Annotated in this window: 13 protein-coding genes; 2 read left to right on the top strand and 11 right to left on the bottom strand. The window is 35.0% G+C overall.

The genetic code is table 11. The features are described from left to right. The 11 genes from QVA17_RS10860 to QVA17_RS10810 all read right to left on the bottom strand — a co-directional run. Nucleotides 1-951: PTS transporter subunit EIIC (locus QVA17_RS10860; RefSeq protein ID WP_287388890.1), on the bottom strand; the 951-nt coding region annotated here is incomplete at its 3' end. A gap of 278 nt (nt 952-1,229) precedes the next feature. After that, entirely contained in the window at nt 1,230-2,063 is an 834-nt protein-coding gene (licT, locus tag QVA17_RS10855; protein WP_287388888.1) for a BglG family transcription antiterminator LicT, read from the bottom strand. A gap of 409 nt (nt 2,064-2,472) precedes the next feature. Next, nucleotides 2,473-4,458 (bottom strand): zinc ribbon domain-containing protein, encoded by a 1,986-nt coding sequence (locus QVA17_RS10850; protein WP_287388886.1) that lies wholly within the window; start codon nt 4,456-4,458, stop codon nt 2,473-2,475. Between the two features lie 210 nt (nt 4,459-4,668). Then, entirely contained in the window at nt 4,669-5,157 is a 489-nt protein-coding gene (locus tag QVA17_RS10845) for a dihydrofolate reductase (RefSeq protein WP_027430457.1), read from the bottom strand. A gap of 2 nt (nt 5,158-5,159) precedes the next feature. Continuing rightward, a complete protein-coding gene (gene hflX / locus QVA17_RS10840; protein WP_287388883.1) occupies nt 5,160-6,401 on the bottom strand; it encodes a GTPase HflX in 1,242 nt (413 codons plus the stop codon). A gap of 77 nt (nt 6,402-6,478) precedes the next feature. Next, nucleotides 6,479-8,287: a glycerophosphodiester phosphodiesterase family protein gene (locus QVA17_RS10835; RefSeq protein WP_027430455.1), complete on the bottom strand. Its 1,809-nt coding sequence runs from the start codon at nt 8,285-8,287 to the stop codon at nt 6,479-6,481. A 9-nt stretch (nt 8,288-8,296) separates the two neighbouring features. Next, the gene (locus tag QVA17_RS10830; protein ID WP_287388881.1) at nt 8,297-8,905 is read right to left on the bottom strand and encodes a putative ABC transporter permease; all 609 of its coding nucleotides are present in this window, start codon (nt 8,903-8,905) and stop codon (nt 8,297-8,299) included. Nucleotides 8,906-9,085: 180 nt separating this feature from the next. Continuing rightward, on the bottom strand, nt 9,086-10,297 hold the full coding sequence (locus QVA17_RS10825) for an NADP-dependent isocitrate dehydrogenase (protein ID WP_027430453.1): 1,212 nt from the start codon (nt 10,295-10,297) through the stop codon (nt 9,086-9,088). 113 nt (nt 10,298-10,410) lie between these two features. Continuing rightward, complete coding sequence (locus QVA17_RS10820; protein WP_287388878.1) at nt 10,411-11,388, bottom strand: carbohydrate kinase family protein; 978 nt, start codon at nt 11,386-11,388, stop codon at nt 10,411-10,413. 57 nt (nt 11,389-11,445) lie between these two features. After that, on the bottom strand, nt 11,446-12,825 hold the full coding sequence (locus QVA17_RS10815) for a glycoside hydrolase family 32 protein (protein ID WP_287388875.1): 1,380 nt from the start codon (nt 12,823-12,825) through the stop codon (nt 11,446-11,448). An 80-nt stretch (nt 12,826-12,905) separates the two neighbouring features. Then, nucleotides 12,906-14,297 carry a PTS transporter subunit EIIC gene (locus QVA17_RS10810; RefSeq protein ID WP_287388874.1) on the bottom strand — a complete coding sequence of 464 codons (1,392 nt, stop codon included), beginning with the start codon at nt 14,295-14,297 and terminating at the stop codon, nt 12,906-12,908. 339 nt (nt 14,298-14,636) lie between these two features. Between QVA17_RS10810 and QVA17_RS10805 the strand changes: the two genes are divergently transcribed. Beyond that, the gene (locus QVA17_RS10805) at nt 14,637-15,632 is read left to right on the top strand and encodes a LacI family DNA-binding transcriptional regulator (protein ID WP_287388872.1); all 996 of its coding nucleotides are present in this window, start codon (nt 14,637-14,639) and stop codon (nt 15,630-15,632) included. A 107-nt stretch (nt 15,633-15,739) separates the two neighbouring features. Beyond that, nucleotides 15,740-16,153 (top strand): asparagine synthetase B family protein (locus QVA17_RS10800; protein WP_442911569.1); only part of this gene is annotated, 414 nt, incomplete at its 3' end.

Raw genomic sequence — 16,153 nt, 5'->3', positions numbered from 1 at the left:
TAAAGCCCAGTGTAAACCGAACATAACGAGTATCTGCCAGAAGAAACCAACAAATAAACCGTAAATAATATTGTTAAATCCTGCAATTGCATTAAATGCTTTTCCGATCCAATCAGCAAGTAATGCTGATACAGGTCCGATAACATAGATTGTCATAACGAATGCGATAAAGAGTGTAATTAATGGAACAAAGAATGTCTTAATTACATCTGGAATAATCTTAGCAATGTACTTTCTAATCCAAGCAGCAAAAGCAACAGCACAAATAATAGGAATAATTGAGCTTGTGTAGTTACCTGAGCTTGGCATTGTTACTGGAATACCAAATAATTTGTCAATTGCATATCCTGATGTTGTTGAAAGATAAGGATAAATAATTGCACAACCAAGTAATAAACCTTCGATTTCAGGCATCTTAAATTTCTTAGCTGCTGTATAACCAATGATTGGTGGTAAGAAATAGAATGCTGAATCACCAAGTGAATAAAGAATATTATAAGTTGCATCTGTTCCATCTGATGCTAACACGCCAATAGCTGCAAGGAGTGCTAATACACCCTTAATAATACCCATGGCACATAAAACGCCAAGGAAAGGTGTAAAACAACCTGTGATAATACCAATGAATGCGTTAAAAGGATTTACTTTCTCCTTTGGAGCATTTGGATCATCTTCTGCCTCTGCTGTTGCAAGGCTTTCTAGGTGTCCTACTTCAACAACTGTCTTGTAAACATCAGGTACATGATTACCAATTACAACCTGATACTGGCCACCACTGTTAAGTACTGTAACAATACCATCTGTTTCCTTTAAAATGTCTGTGTTTGCCTTAGATACATCCTTTAATGTAAATCTAAGTCTTGTTACGCAATGTGTAACATTTGCAATGTTACTTTTGCCGCCTACGTTCTGAATAATAATTCGAGCGAGGCCATCATACTTACTTGCCATACGGTCCTCCATTCTAGGTAATGTAAAAACCCCTTTAAACATTCCCTAAATAAATAATAATAATTTTTCGACTTATATATAAATGGGTTACCCCACTAAAAAAACCCGAAAGGGCACAATAGTACATGCGAAAAACATTCCGCTATATTACTGGTCCTTCCGGGTTTTGCCGACATAACTCGTAACAATCCCTAAAGATTAATTACATATAACTATAATATTACAAAATATTCAGTTTTTACGAATCCTATCACATATTCGCTCAAACTAAATAGATATTAAATTTTTGACTCCTTCACAATTCTTGCAATGTGTACAGTTAAGTACACCTTCTCTTCTTCAGAAGCTGTGAAGTTTAACTTCTTACTTAAGTATTCAATTATCTTTCCAGCACATCCATACTCTTTCTTATAGTGGTTTTGTATTCCCTCTAAGAATAACTCATCATCTTCACTATAAACCTTTCCCGCTATAGCTCTTTGTGTTAAGAACTTGAGGTGGGTAATAAAACGTTCATAACTAATTGAATCATCATCAATATTTATACCTAAAGTATACGTAACGATATTAACCACGTCTTTGATAATGGCGGGTAAATCTGATGTGGTACGCATATCTCCATCTGTTTCTGCGTTAACAATATGAAGTGCTATAAAGCCTGCCTCATCTTCCGGCAGGGCAACTCCGGTTGCCTCCTTTACTAACTTAACCGCTTGCTTTCCTATTTCAAACTCTGCTTTGTAAAATTTACTAATTTCCCACAAAAGTTCATTCTGGAAAACAATACCTTTCTTTCCTCTCTCAATTGCAAAATTGAGATGATCCGTAAGTGTTATATACACATTACGATTAAGATGTCTGTTTAATTGCAACTTCGCATTATGTATTATCTGGTTAGCTAATCTAACGTGCTCATAAGGCATCTTACTAACTAATTTTTCATATTGGCTTGCGTTCTCAGCCGGCAGGTGGAAAATCTTTTCAATCTTTTCCTTATCAATAACTTCGCCGTGTTTCTTGCCAAATCCAACGCCCTTGCCCGTTACTATTACTTCGCTACCATTATCAAAGGAGCTTACTACATTGTTGTTAATAACCTTCTCTATAACCATAATACCAAAAAAAGACTAGTATCATACACGAAAAACTACCTCGTTACTTTCATAAGCAACATTCTAAAATAGTCTCGACGTACAATCCAGTCTTGCCTTCCTAAAAGTAACAATCTGTTCCTCACATCTTAGTTATATTGTACATTATTTTTCCTTTTTAGTCAAGTAGTTCGTTGATTTTTCACAAACGAAAGTTGAGTTTTCAAATACATATATCAATCAAAATGAAACATCTGTAAAAAACATGTCTTTTTCTTACAAAAGTAGCTTATATACTAGCTTTCCTCTAGCAAAGGACTAAAAGCCTAGATAAAAAAATAATCACCGATTTTGATTGTTTTTAATTTCAATCAAAATCGATGATATTTTTCAAAAATTATTTTTTTATTTAATCGTCAAGACTTGCTGATTAAACACCCTTTGTAAATACAATTGAGCTACCTGTTGAATCAGTCCATGTCATTGTTGTATCTGTAAATGTAACAGAATATGAAATGTAATCTGTTGAATCATATGCATTAGCAACAACGATTGTGCCATCAGAAATTGTAACATCTACATCAATTGATGATCCATCTGATGTTAATACACCAGAACCATCAGCATTGATCTGAAGTGAAATACCATAATCAGCTGCTGTATATGTACCTGTATAGCTTGAATTAGTTGATGTTGAAATTGCTGAACCAAATAATTCATCAATAAGGTCTTCTGAAACAACCTTCTTTAATACATCAATATTGCTTAATACTTCAAGAGCAAGTGTCTGTTCTTCACTTGATGTTAAGTATTCAATATTAGAAGCGCCTGAGAAGTCAGACTTCTTATACTTAAGACCTGAGTAATCCTTGATTTCTGACTTGCCTGATAATTCAATATCAAAGCTCTCATCATCAGCTGTACCAACGATGCTAAAGTTATCAAGTGTTACCTTCTTATCTCCGTCCTTAGTAAACTTAGAAGCAATTGTTAAATCAAGGTCTTCTCCCTGTGCCTTAAGGTTGATATCGTATGAGTCACCATCTTCCTTAACTACTAAATCAATTACATCTGATTCATAGTTAAAGCCTACATGGATGTAATCTGTTGGATCCTTCTTACCAATGAATTCAGCAAAGATTTCGCCTTCATTACCTTCACCAGTAACTGAAAGTCTTACGATTTCCTTCTTATCGTTTACATACATGTTAAAGGATACTGGGCTAAAGCTTGAAAGTTCTGATTCAAAGCTTGACTTAATAGATTCCTTTGAGCTACCTGAGAATGTTGTTAAAAGTGACATGTAAGAAGAAATTTCCTTATCACTATATAAAGCATCTACTGCAGCATTGAAGCCCTTAACTAAAGCATCCTTAGTTACTGTAACTTCGTATTCTGTAACCTTAATGTTACCATTTTCAGACTTGAATGTCTTATTATCTACCTTCTTGTATTCAAGGTTTTCAACAAATACGTTATAACCCTTTAATACATCTCCAACTACTGCCTTAATTTCATCTGAGTACTGTTCAACCTGCTCTAAATCAAGTGAACCTGATGAAGAAAGTGAACCAAGTATTGCTGAGTATGATGAATATGAAGAGTAAACTGAATCAACGTCTACCTTAAATGACTCTTCAAATAATTCTGGACAGCTAAAGTAGACATAGCTTCCATCTGAGTACATTTCAATAGTAACTACTTCATCGCCATCTTCATCAACAATTGCGATATCACCTGACATTTCGCCATTCTCAACGTCTGACTGAATATCCCACTTAACTGTCTTAGCGTTAAGGTATTCTAAATAGTCTTCGTCGTTAAACTCTAATGCTTTAAGTGTAACTGATGTTTCGTTAGCTACCTGTGTATCTGTTGATGTAAGACCATTCTCAAGTACTTCATCAACATAAGAATCAACGTTCTTACCTAAGTTCTTAAGAGCTGTCTCAGCCTTTGCCTTAGGTGAAACTAAGCTATAAATAAATGGATATGCAAAATAACCAATTACTGCTAATGCTGCAACTACTGCAACTACAATAGCAACTACCTTAGGCCACTTCTTCTTAGCCTTAGGTGCCTGGTTTACAGTACCATACTGAGCCTGATCAAAACCGCCGTTTGGCTGCTGACCGAAAGCCTGTGGCTGACCAAATGCCTGTGGCTGACCGAAAGCCTGTGGCTGTGTAAAGCCGTTGTTAGCCTCTGTAGTGCTTGTATTAGCATTCTGATTAAAACCGTTGTTGAATGTGTTTGCCTCTACGTTAGTTGCATTCTCCGAAACTGGAGTGTTTGTTACTTCTTCTGTAACAGGTGTGTTTTCTGTTGTTGCGGACTTATTCTGACCTAGTGGAGCTCCACATTTAGGACAAAATTTTGTGTCGCCTGCGTTAAAACCGCATTTTGTACAAAACATAAAATCTCTCCCTTTTAAACATATTATTTCTTTACAGGAAACTTGTATATTATTAAACAGTTTCCTTTCTTTAGTGATACGACTTTGTCTAATCTTTATCACGCTGTTTATATTATCAAATTTTTAATATCATTTCAACCATACTTTATATATAAAAGAGGCAGTAAACGTATATGATTTCGCACGTTTATTGCCTCTTATAGTGTTTATCTATACTCTTTGATATTGTATAAATTCATAACAAATATCAAAAAATGTATGCTCTTCGCTATTAGCTGTGATTTTCCATTCAGGATCCTTGTCTAAATTAGGAAAATGTGTATCTGCCTCATATTCATAGTCGATTTTTGTAATATGTGCAGTATCACAGTAAGCTAACATCTCCTTATAAAGCATGCCACCCCCAATAATATAGACATCCTTACTATCATATTTCTTAAGCTCTTCAAGAAGTTCCTCAAGGCTATGCACCACGATGCAATCCTTATTCTTAAAGTTCTTATCGCTTGTAATAACGATGTTTGTTCTATTAATAAGGGCTGAGTTATTAGGTAGACTATCAAAAGTTTTACGACCCATAACCACAACCTTACCTGTAGTCTCTTCTCTAAAAAGCTTCATATCCTCTGGAATACTAACAAGCAATCTTCCATTCTTGCCAATAGCCCAGTTATTATCTACTGCTGCAATTAAGTTCATATCTATAATCTCCCTTCAATTTCTCTTGGGACATATGCCTTAACCTTTATACCGTCTTGAACATATTCTTCTTCAAGGAGCTGTCCAAACTCTCTAATTTGCTGTATCTTGCCAGCTTCTGAATATGCAAATGTTCTCTCGATATAAACTCTAGATTCCATAATTATCTCTTCTAAGGCCTTTAGGAATTCTTCTTCACCGATTCCAGCCTTATTAGAATAATTTATGCAATAATTAGCCTTAACATCCTTAATAACAGGGGCCTCTTCAAATTTATCCACCTTATTAATAAGAGTGATAATCTTCTTATCTTTAACTTCTAATTCCTCTAGAGTCTCATAAACAGTTTGCATATGTCTTTCATAATCTTCATTAGAAGCGTCCACTACATGCACGATTATGTCTGCATATTTTGCTTCTTCAAGTGTACTTCTAAAAGCTTCTATTAAATGATGTGGAAGCTTTCTAATAAATCCAACTGTATCTGTAAGAAGAACCTTCTCTTTATTTGGAAGTTCAAGTTCTCTTGTTGTTGGATCAAGGGTTGCAAAAAGCTTATCCTCTGACAACACATTTGCCTTAGTAAGCTTATTAAGAAGTGTTGATTTACCTGCGTTTGTGTAGCCAACAATAGCAGCCACAGGAGTTGAGGTATTATCTCTCTTACTTCTTTGCACCTCTCTATGGGACTTAATCTCATCTAAATCCCTTGATAACTTAGTAATTCTATCTCTAATAAGTCGTCTATCTGTCTCAATCTTCTTCTCACCAGGGCCTCTTGTACCAATACCACCACCAAGTCTTGATAGGGATGTACCAAGTCCAGAAAGACGAGTTGAACGATACTTAAGCTGTGCCATCTCCACCTGAATCTTACCTTCACTAGTTGTGGCGCGGCTTGCAAATATATCTAGGATAACCATAGTTCTATCCATAACCTTAGTATTTAACTCATCTTCTAAATTACGAAGCTGGGCTGGACTTAACTCATCATCACAAATAATACCTGTTGCATCTGTCTCTGCAATGTAAGCTCTAAGCTCATCAAGCTTTCCCTTACCTATATAAGTAGCTGGATGAAAATAATCTCTTGGCTGAATCATCTTTCCCACAGTCACAGCCCCCGCAGTCTTTGCAAGTTCTGATAACTCATTTAAGGACATCTCTACATCATCCTTAGGATTTAGTTCAACTCCAACTAATATAACTCTTTCAATTTCTTCGTCTGTATCATATAAACCCATACAAAACCTCAATTCTATTATTATTTAAGTCTCTTTGGAGACTAATTTTTATGAAAATGTATCAAATCCAAACTTTGCTAAGAATTAAATACATACTTTATCATACTTAAAATGGTATCCGAGGTATCTCTTGAATATACCGCTTCCTTAGCCATTACAGGGTCATCTGTAATAATGCAGTCAACGCCCTTGTTAGTTAAGTTAACTACCGAAGAGCTTGAATTAACTGTCCAAGCATAAACCATCTTACCTGAATTATGAATAGCATCCACCGTTCTCTTTGAAAGGAAAGATGCATTTACACTAAAGAAATCCACATCATCCATATTGTAAAAATCCCCATAGGCCATAGAAAGGATATAACCTACTTGAACATCTTCATTAAAGGATTTAACTGCCTGAAGAGAGGCGTAATCAAAGGAAGTTACAACACTTCGATTGACCATGTTATATTTTTCAAGTAATTCTACTAACTGTTGCGCTATCTCATATCTTGTATTATTAGTCTTAATTTCAATATTAAGATCAATCTTTCCTTGAACTAACTGTAATACCTCTTCTAGAGTTGGTACCTTCTCTCCTGCGAATTCCTCAGAAAACCAAGAACCAGCATCTAGCTGTTGGATTTCTTCGTAGGTTACCTCGCTAACATTTTTATTAAGACCAGTTGTCCTATATAGGCTACTATCATGCATAACCACAAGGACTCCGTCACTTGTCATCTGAATATCTAGCTCGATACAATCTGCCAAGTCATCAATAGCTGCCGAAAAGGCAGATAGTGTATTCTCCGGTGCCTTATTAGAGTCTCCTCTGTGGGCAGTAACCTGTGTTTCATGGAAAATAGCCACCCTCTCAAATGGATTATCATTAAAGGACAATGCCACATAGAGAATGCAAAGTATTGTAGAGCTTGCAAGAATAATTCGATAGATAAGTTCATTCTTTCTGTCAGAACCTTCTTCAATATCTACGTAGTCAAAATTAATATAATCAGAATCCACAAAACTATAATACATGTTAGAAATCATAGTAAAGGAAGCTGGAATGGAAATTAGCATCCATAAAACATTAAATATAACCTTGATGGTTCTTAGTACTGATAAATACATAGTACTACCAAGATAAGCCATATCTAATATCTTAACGCCTAATACTAGAACAAATGTAATTACAATATAAATTAATAACAAAGCAAGAGCTACTAAAAGGTTATAGACCAATACATTTGCCAAAACCTTGAAAATATGCTTTCTTACTATCTTGCAACTTAATTTGTAACTAGTTGAAAACTTCTTTTCTTCTAATATATGGATATTAGCTGTGAAGATACCTGATATTATTAATGCATAAATTGCTAGTAAAACTAAGACAATAATTAGCTTTACCCACCACTTATTATTAATGACATAAATCTTAAATAATGTAGAATTAGTCTCAGTAAAAATCATATTAATAAAGACTACTACATTGACAAAACTAATAGCTAACAAATATACAAAGAAAAGAGGAAAGTGCTTTAGCTTAAAGTTGTTCTTTAATCTCTTATAAGAATTGTATAAACAATCCTTAACTGAAGCCTCATATCCTCTTCTACTTGTTTCAAATGCTACTACTAAATACGACATTTCAAAGATACAATATGTAACTATTAAGCATATTGCAAAAATAATAAGCATAATAACAAAAGGGTTAGTCAGCGCCTTAATTATATAACCATTAGTTAAATATCTGATATTGGCAATCTTCATTCCAAGATTTAAGATTAAAACCAACAAGGGTACTGTAATGGCTATTGCAGCTAATTTGTATGCTAGCTCAAATTTTATTATGTTACTACCGCTTCTTTTTAATAATCCCCAATTTTCTTTTATGCTTTCAATCATATTTCAATACTAACCTATTCTAAAAAATTCTTTCACTGTGTTTCGTGCTTTTGAATTGAATTCTCTCATTGATTCATTTTGAATTATTCTCATTGAAAAATGGTATGTAAAATCTACTAGGTAAACTACAATTAAAAGAATTGATATTGCCACTGCCACTTTATGGTTGATGGAGAAAACAATATTCTGAACAAGTCTATTAACTGCACCAAACACAAATACAGCTACAAAGCCCCATCCAATAGTTGATTGTAGACAAATAATACCTTTATAGTTAAATCTTAAATGATCATAATTCCACCAAACTTCGCCAAATAGCTTTAACATAACCTGTGCTGTTAAAAACTCAAAGGCAGTTGCACAAATTGCTCCTGCAAAATAGAGTGCAAAGAAATTATGCTCAATTGGTCTAAATAAAATAAATGCAAAGAATAAACCGAAACCATAGATAATACAGAATGGAGACTTTGCAAAACCTCTATTCTCCCAATATCCTAATTGGTGTCTAATAACTACACATTCCATGCACCAACCAAGGAAGCTGTAAATAAAAAACCAAATCACTAACTGATTAATGTTCATGCCTCTAAATGTAAAGTTTAAAATTGAATGAATCATACTCTCTCCTTAATTTCCCTCGTTTTTATCTAATGTATAATATGAATTTTATCATGAAAACTTCGTGTTTTATACCAAAAGTAAATTATATTACTTCTATATAAATATTACAATACTTGCCCTAGAATCGCAATAAAACAGGGTATAGCAATTCATTTTCCTATACCCTGCAAAATAATCTTAAGCTAAAAGACCTTCAAGTGTCTCTCTTACAGCAGAAATGAAGTCCTGTGTATTAAGTGTTGTTGGATTAGGATTAGTTGTAATTAAAGCTAAATCCTTTGTCATCTTTCCATCTTCAACTGTCTTAATACAAGCCTTCTCAAGCTTATCAGCGAAATCACAAAGATCAGCTAAGTTATCTAACTCGCCTCTCTTTCTTAGAGCACCGCTCCAAGCAAAGATTGTTGCAATAGGATTTGTGGATGTTTCCTCACCCTTAAGGTGCTTATAATAGTGTCTCTGAACTGTTCCATGTGCTGCTTCATATTCATAGTAACCATGAGGTGAAGCAAGTACGCTTGTCATCATTGATAATGAACCAAATGCAGTTGCAACCATATCTGACATAACATCACCATCGTAGTTTTTACATGCCCAGATATAACCGCCTTCAGAACGAATAACTCTTGCTACAGCATCATCAATAAGTGTGTAGAAATATTCGATTCCTGCTGCCTTGAACTTATCAGCATATTCCTTATCATAAATATCCTGGAAAATATCCTTAAATGTATGGTCATACTTCTTTGAAATTGTATCCTTTGTTGCAAACCATAAATCCTGCTTTGTATCAAGTGCGTAGTTAAAGCAACTTCTAGCAAAACTTTCAATTGAGTCTTCAATATTGTGCATACCCTGAAGGATTCCTGCGCTCTTAAAGTTATGAATTAATTCTCTCTGCTCATTACCCTGCTCATCAGTAAATACAAGCTCTGCCTTACCAGGGCCAGCCACCTTCATCTCTGAAGCTCTGTAAACATCACCATAAGCATGTCTAGCAATTGTAATAGGCTTCTTCCAGTTCTTAACGTATGGCTCAATGCCCTTTACAATAATAGGAGCTCTAAAAACAGTACCATCAAGCATAGCTCTAATTGTACCATTAGGACTCTTATACATCTCCTTAAGGTCATATTCCTTAACTCTTGCTGCGTTAGGAGTGATTGTAGCACATTTAACAGCAACACCTAATCTCTTAGTTGCCTCTGCTGAATCTACTGTAACCTGATCGTTAGTTTCATTACGATGAACTAATCCTAAATCATAGTACTCTGTATTTAGCTCTACGAAAGGGTTAAGTAACTCATCCTTAATCAACTTCCATAAAACTCTTGTCATCTCATCTCCATCCATTTCAACTAATGGAGTTGTCATTTTAATCTTGCTCATTTACTCTTCCTCCTAGCTTTTATTGTCAGACCCAAATTCTTAATCAATAAAAATTCTTGTTTATTATAAATTATGTAGCTTTTTTTGTAAATAAAAGATAGGAGTTGATTGCTTTAATTTTTGTAGTTTTTCATCTCTTCTAGAATTTCTGTCTCAGTTGGATATGAAGCTATTGCGCCCTTTCTTGTAACACTAAGGCCGCAGCATACATTTGCAAAATCAAGATAAGCCTGAAGGCGGCTAGAATCTAGACTTTCTAAGCCCTCTCTTTTAACATTATCCATAGCAAGTCTATTAAGGAAGGCGCCAATAAAGCCATCTCCTGCCCCAGTTGTATCAGCTGCCTTGTGGCTTGTTGCCTTACTAAAGGCCTTGTGTTCTTTTGAAAATGCGTAAGCTCCCTTTGAACCTGTTGTGTAAATCACAAGTTTTACATTCCCCTGCATAAGCTTTGGAAGAGCCTCTTCGATATTATGTGTACCTGCAATAAAGTCAATCTCTTCATCAGAAATTTTTAGAATATCCGCCTCAGGAATAAACTCCCAAACCGCCTTATATAGTTCTTCCTTACTATCCCAAAGGTTAAATCTTAAATTTGGATCAAAGCTAATAAGGCCCCCATTGTCTCTTGCAAGCTTTATAGCCTTTTTGTGAGCTTCCTTCATTGGAAAATTTCCAAGATCTACGGAGCAAAAATGTAGGCCAAAATTATCCTTAAAAACTTCCTCTTCTAAATAGTCTGCCTCATAGAGCATATCTGCTCCCGGCTTTCTAAAGAAGGCAAACTCTCTATTGCCATCTTCCTTTAGGGCAACGAAAGCAAGTGAAGTTGTAGCTTTATTAGTTCTCTTAATTGTGCTTGTATCAATACCAAAGCTAGCAAGCTCATTTACAATCTTATCACCAAAGGCATCAGCGCCTACCTGAGTAATCATTGCTGATTCTCCACCAAGCTTTTTAAAGCAGCCACACACATTAGCAGGTGCGCCGCCTACCTTAGGATTAAAAGAGCTAACTTCACTAATAGCCTTTCCTACATCTCCCGGAATAAAATCTATAAGGGCTTCACCAATTGCAAGTAATTTCTTCATTTTTAATCTCACTTTCACATTTTCTTTTAATTAATCCTTGCCAGATTCTTATAAAAATCAATTCTCTTTATAAGCTCTAGCACATACATTTTTTTCATTAATAATTTTAATATCGATTTCCTTCTTTAAAGGATAATATCTTGTAGTCATAACCGCTTCCCCTGAATTTGCATACACTTCAAGGATGCAGCCATCCATAAAGATTGATAGATTCTCAAGGCTATCTAGTTTAGCCTTTCTTTTATCTCTACCATCTCCCGTATCATTAAAATATTCCATAAGAAGTTCCTTAGCCTCACTATTATAAGAGATTTTAAGGTCTTTGTTAAATTCCACAGATAAATCCTTATCCGCTTCTATCTCAATATTTGCATAAAGATTAGTCTTTACTAAGCTTTCATTATTTTCTAATTTAGTTACCTTTATATCTTCAAACTTGTCCTGTATATCACCAATTACAGGCTCCTGATAAATCTTATTATTCTTAAGACTTAAACGTCTAACTAAAGTCATGGAATGCTGCCACCCTTCCGCTATTGAAGCTGCATTTCCATAAGGGGCATCTGGTACTCCTGCCCAGCCAATTAAGTAAATGTTTCCATCCTCTCCCTTAAAGGTCTGAGGAGCATAAAAATCAAAACCTAAATCCCATTCCACAAAGTCTTCTAACTTTATTTCTGATTTAAGTTCGTCGCAATTTCTATTTACGATGTCTAATTTATTCAAATCTTTCATTATATATCCTGACTGATATACATTTGCAAATCTATCCAAACTAGACTCCAAACCTTGTGGACAAAAGGATAATACTTTATGTCCATTTAATTCAAAATAGTCAGGACATTCCCACATATATCCAAAATCATTATCTGAGATATAGGACTTATTTAATGTCCATTTTTTTCTATCCGCAGATTCATATAAAAGAAAGGCGGCCTTACTATCTCTTGTTCTTGCACCAAGTAACATATAGTAGAGTCCATTTTCATAAAAAATCTTAGGGTCCCTAACATGACAACTCATATTATCCGGATAGTCAGCATTAGTTAAAAGACAGGTCTTATTATTAAAATGTATTCCATCCTCTGATTGTAAAAATAAGACATTGTGGCCTCTGCCCTCGTTTATGTAATCGTAGTTACCCGGATGCTTTACATTTCCAGTATAAAAAAGTTCTAAAGTGTTGCCATCTATAAAGGCTGTGCCTGAATAAGCCCCGTCCTTATCCCATTCTGAATCAGGGAAAACTGCCTCTCCCTTAAATTCAAAATCCACCAGGTTCTTTGAAGTGTAGTGGCCCCAAGTTTTAAGACCGCCATTAACATCATCTTTACTATACTGAAAGAAAATGTGATATAAGCCCTTATAATAGCAGCTGCCATTAGGGTCATTTAACCAGCCTTTTGGCGGCATTATATGATATTTGTGTTTATACATATTTTCTTATCCTCCGTTTAAACTAAAATGTAAGGGGCTAACTTTTCTTAAATTAGCCCCTTTTGTAAGTATGATATATATTAGTTTTCCTCTACTGGATCCTTATAAAGTATCCATGAGCAGATGAAAGAAACTACAAAGGAAACAAGCATTACTAAGGCATAGCCTACTACGAACTTAGTTGTAATAAGGAAACCAAATAGACCTGTGATTCCGTATGCACTAGCATAAATTCCTGATATAGCTGCTACAAATCCACCTGCGGCACCGCCGATACAACCTGCAACAAATGGCTTCATAAATCTAATATTAACACCAAAGATAGCTGGTTCAGTAATACCAAGGAAAGCTGAGAATGAAGCTGGCATAGCCATTGACTTAATCTTCTTATTCTTTGACTTGATACCTACAGCAAGAGCTGCTGCACCTTGGCCTACGTTAGCTGCTGTAGCAATTGGCATCCATGTATTCATAGGAGTTGCTAAAGAACACATCTCAGCTTCAATCATGTTGTACATATGATGAAGACCTGCAACTACTGTGATTGCATAAAGACCACCAATTAAGATTCCACCTATACCAAATGGAAGGCCGATAAGTGTCTGAGCACCTGTTAATACCCAACCCTCTACTGTTGAGAAGATAGGTCCAATAATTGTAAGTGTTAAATAACCTGTTACTAAAACTGTTACAAGTGGAGTTACAAATAAATCAAGCATTGCTGGTACAATCTTGTGTAACTTCTTTTCGATAACAGACATAATTAAAATTGCGATAATTACAGGAATTACATGGCCCTGATAACCTACCTGATTTACATCGTAAAGACCAAACCAAACAGACCACTTATCAACTGTTCCGCCAGCAGCTTCAATACTTGCTACTGACCAAGCATTTGTTAAATTTGGATGAATCATAATAAAACCAATAACAGCTGCAAGGAACTCGTTACAACCAAACTTCTTAGCTGCACTAATTGCAATAAGAATTGGTAACATACTAAGAGCTGCACCTGCGAAGAGGTTAATTATTGCATAGAAATCTGAGTTAGCGATTTCTGGGAAAGCACTTGATAGGCCTCCAAGTAAACCGTTTAATAAACCACTTGCTACGATTGCTGGAATAATAGGAACGAAGATGTCACCTAAAGTCTTAATAGCTCTTAGGAAAATGTTCTGTTTCTTAGCTGCGGCCTCTTTTACCTTTTCCTTAGAACTAGCCTTAGTTCCTGATAACTTAATGAACTCATCGTAAACATCATTTACAATACCTGTTCCAAAAATAACCTGAAGCTGACCCTGGGCCTCAAAACAACCCTTAACTCCTTCAGCATCCTCAATCTTTTTCTTGTCTACCTTGCTGTTATCAGCAATTACTAGACGAAGTCTTGTTGCACAATGTGCAGCAGATACGACGTTACTTGCTCCACCAACGCCGTCAAGCACCTGTTTAGCTGCCTTTGAATAATCCATAGCTTACCTCCATATCACTAAAAATTATTGTGAGAACAATCTCACGTTTTTATATTTTTTAAAACATAAAAACGTTACATTTACTACATCCCATTGTGTGAGAACGTTCTCATGTCTTATAATGCATATTATAGTTACTGGTGCTTTTGTTGTAAATGCATAGTTCTCACAATTAGTTGGTGGTTTCTTTGTGCATTTTTAACAAAGCTATTAACTTCTAAATAAAACGGACTAACTAATAATAATATTTTAACAGATTATGGTATACTTTATCTATTGTTTCTATTAACTTATACATTTATAGAACTCAATTAATAGCCAATTTTTTGGGAGGGTATTATGACAATAAATGAAATTGCAAAGTTAGCTGGTGTATCGCGCGCCACTATTTCTAGATATCTTAATGATGGTTATGTTAGTCAAGATAAGAGAGACAAGATTAAGCAGATTATTGAAGAGACTGGTTACACTCCCTCAAGCTATGCCCAAACTCTTAGAAGCAAGAAGACTAACTACATCGGTGTAATTATTCCTAAGATTGACTCTGATTCAATAGGTCGCATGGTTTCAGGTATTACTAGTGTTCTTTCAAAGAAGAACTATCAGATTTTACTTGCTTCAACTAACAACAATGCAAGTGAGGAGTTAAAGTATCTTCGCCTTTTTAAGGAGAATCACGTAGATGGAATCATTTTACTAGGTACAATTTTTACAAAAGAGCACATTAAGACTTTGGCTTCATATCAGGTGCCAATTGTTATTTTAGGACAAAATGTTAAGGGCTATTCTTGCATATATTCTGATGATTATCATGCTGCCCTAAGCCTTGGCCGCAAGCTTTCAAAGACTTCAACTAATCCCGCAATGATTACCGTAACTTCTGAAGATGTGGCAGTAGGCCTTAATAGACGTAAAGGTTTTATAGATGCTTTTAAGGAAAATGGAAAGACTATCCATAAAAAGAACATTAAAGAGGTAACTTTTAGCTTTAATGCAGCTTATGAGGCTTGTAAGGAACTTATTAGTAATGATAAGACTATTGATGCAATTATGTGTGCCACAGATACAATTGCAGCAGGCGCCATTAAGTATTTAAGGGAAACTAACCTTAAAGTTCCAGAGGATATTGAAGTGACAGGTTTTGGTGATAGCAAGCTATCCCTTGTATCCTACCCTTCCATTACCACAGTACATTTTTTCTATGAAGATGCAGGAATCAAGGCAGCTAGCCTAGTTTTAGACAAGATAAACAAGAAGGAAAAGACTAGCCCTAATCTTGGCATCATGCTTGAATATAACTTAGTAGAGAGAGAATCTACAAAAAAACTCGGCTAAACATTGATAACTTTTTTACATAATGCTATAGTTAGAAAGTTCACAAAATAAACAATTTTCAAAAGAAAAAAGTATAAACTATATTCTAATAATGGGAGGTACATTTTATGTGCGGAATTGCTGGTTTTACTGGAAAATGCAAAAATGAAAAAGCAGTTTTAAAAGAAATGATGGATACTATTATTCACAGAGGTCCTGATAGTTCAGGAGAATACAATGAAGATGGCACAATTCATCTAGGTTTTAGACGTCTTTCAATCCAGGATTTAAATAACGGTGATCAGCCAATGTTTAATGAAGATAAAACAATGGTTATCACTTTCAATGGCGAAATCTATAATTTCAAAGAATTAAGAGAAGAATTAATTGCTAAGGGACATACATTTGCAAATAAGGCAGATACTGAAGTTTTAATTCACGGTTACGAAGAATACGGCAAGGACTTACTTAACAAGTTAAGAGGTATGTTTGCCTTTGTTATTTGGGATAGCAAGAATAAGATTTTATTTGGCGCTAGAGAT

Origin of the sequence: Lachnospira sp., assembly GCF_016290755.1 — a bacterium.
Lineage (GTDB): Bacteria > Bacillota > Clostridia > Lachnospirales > Lachnospiraceae > Lachnospira > Lachnospira multipara.
Note: the sequence above shows the minus strand (reverse complement) of the source record. Positions and strands in the feature narration are given on the sequence as shown.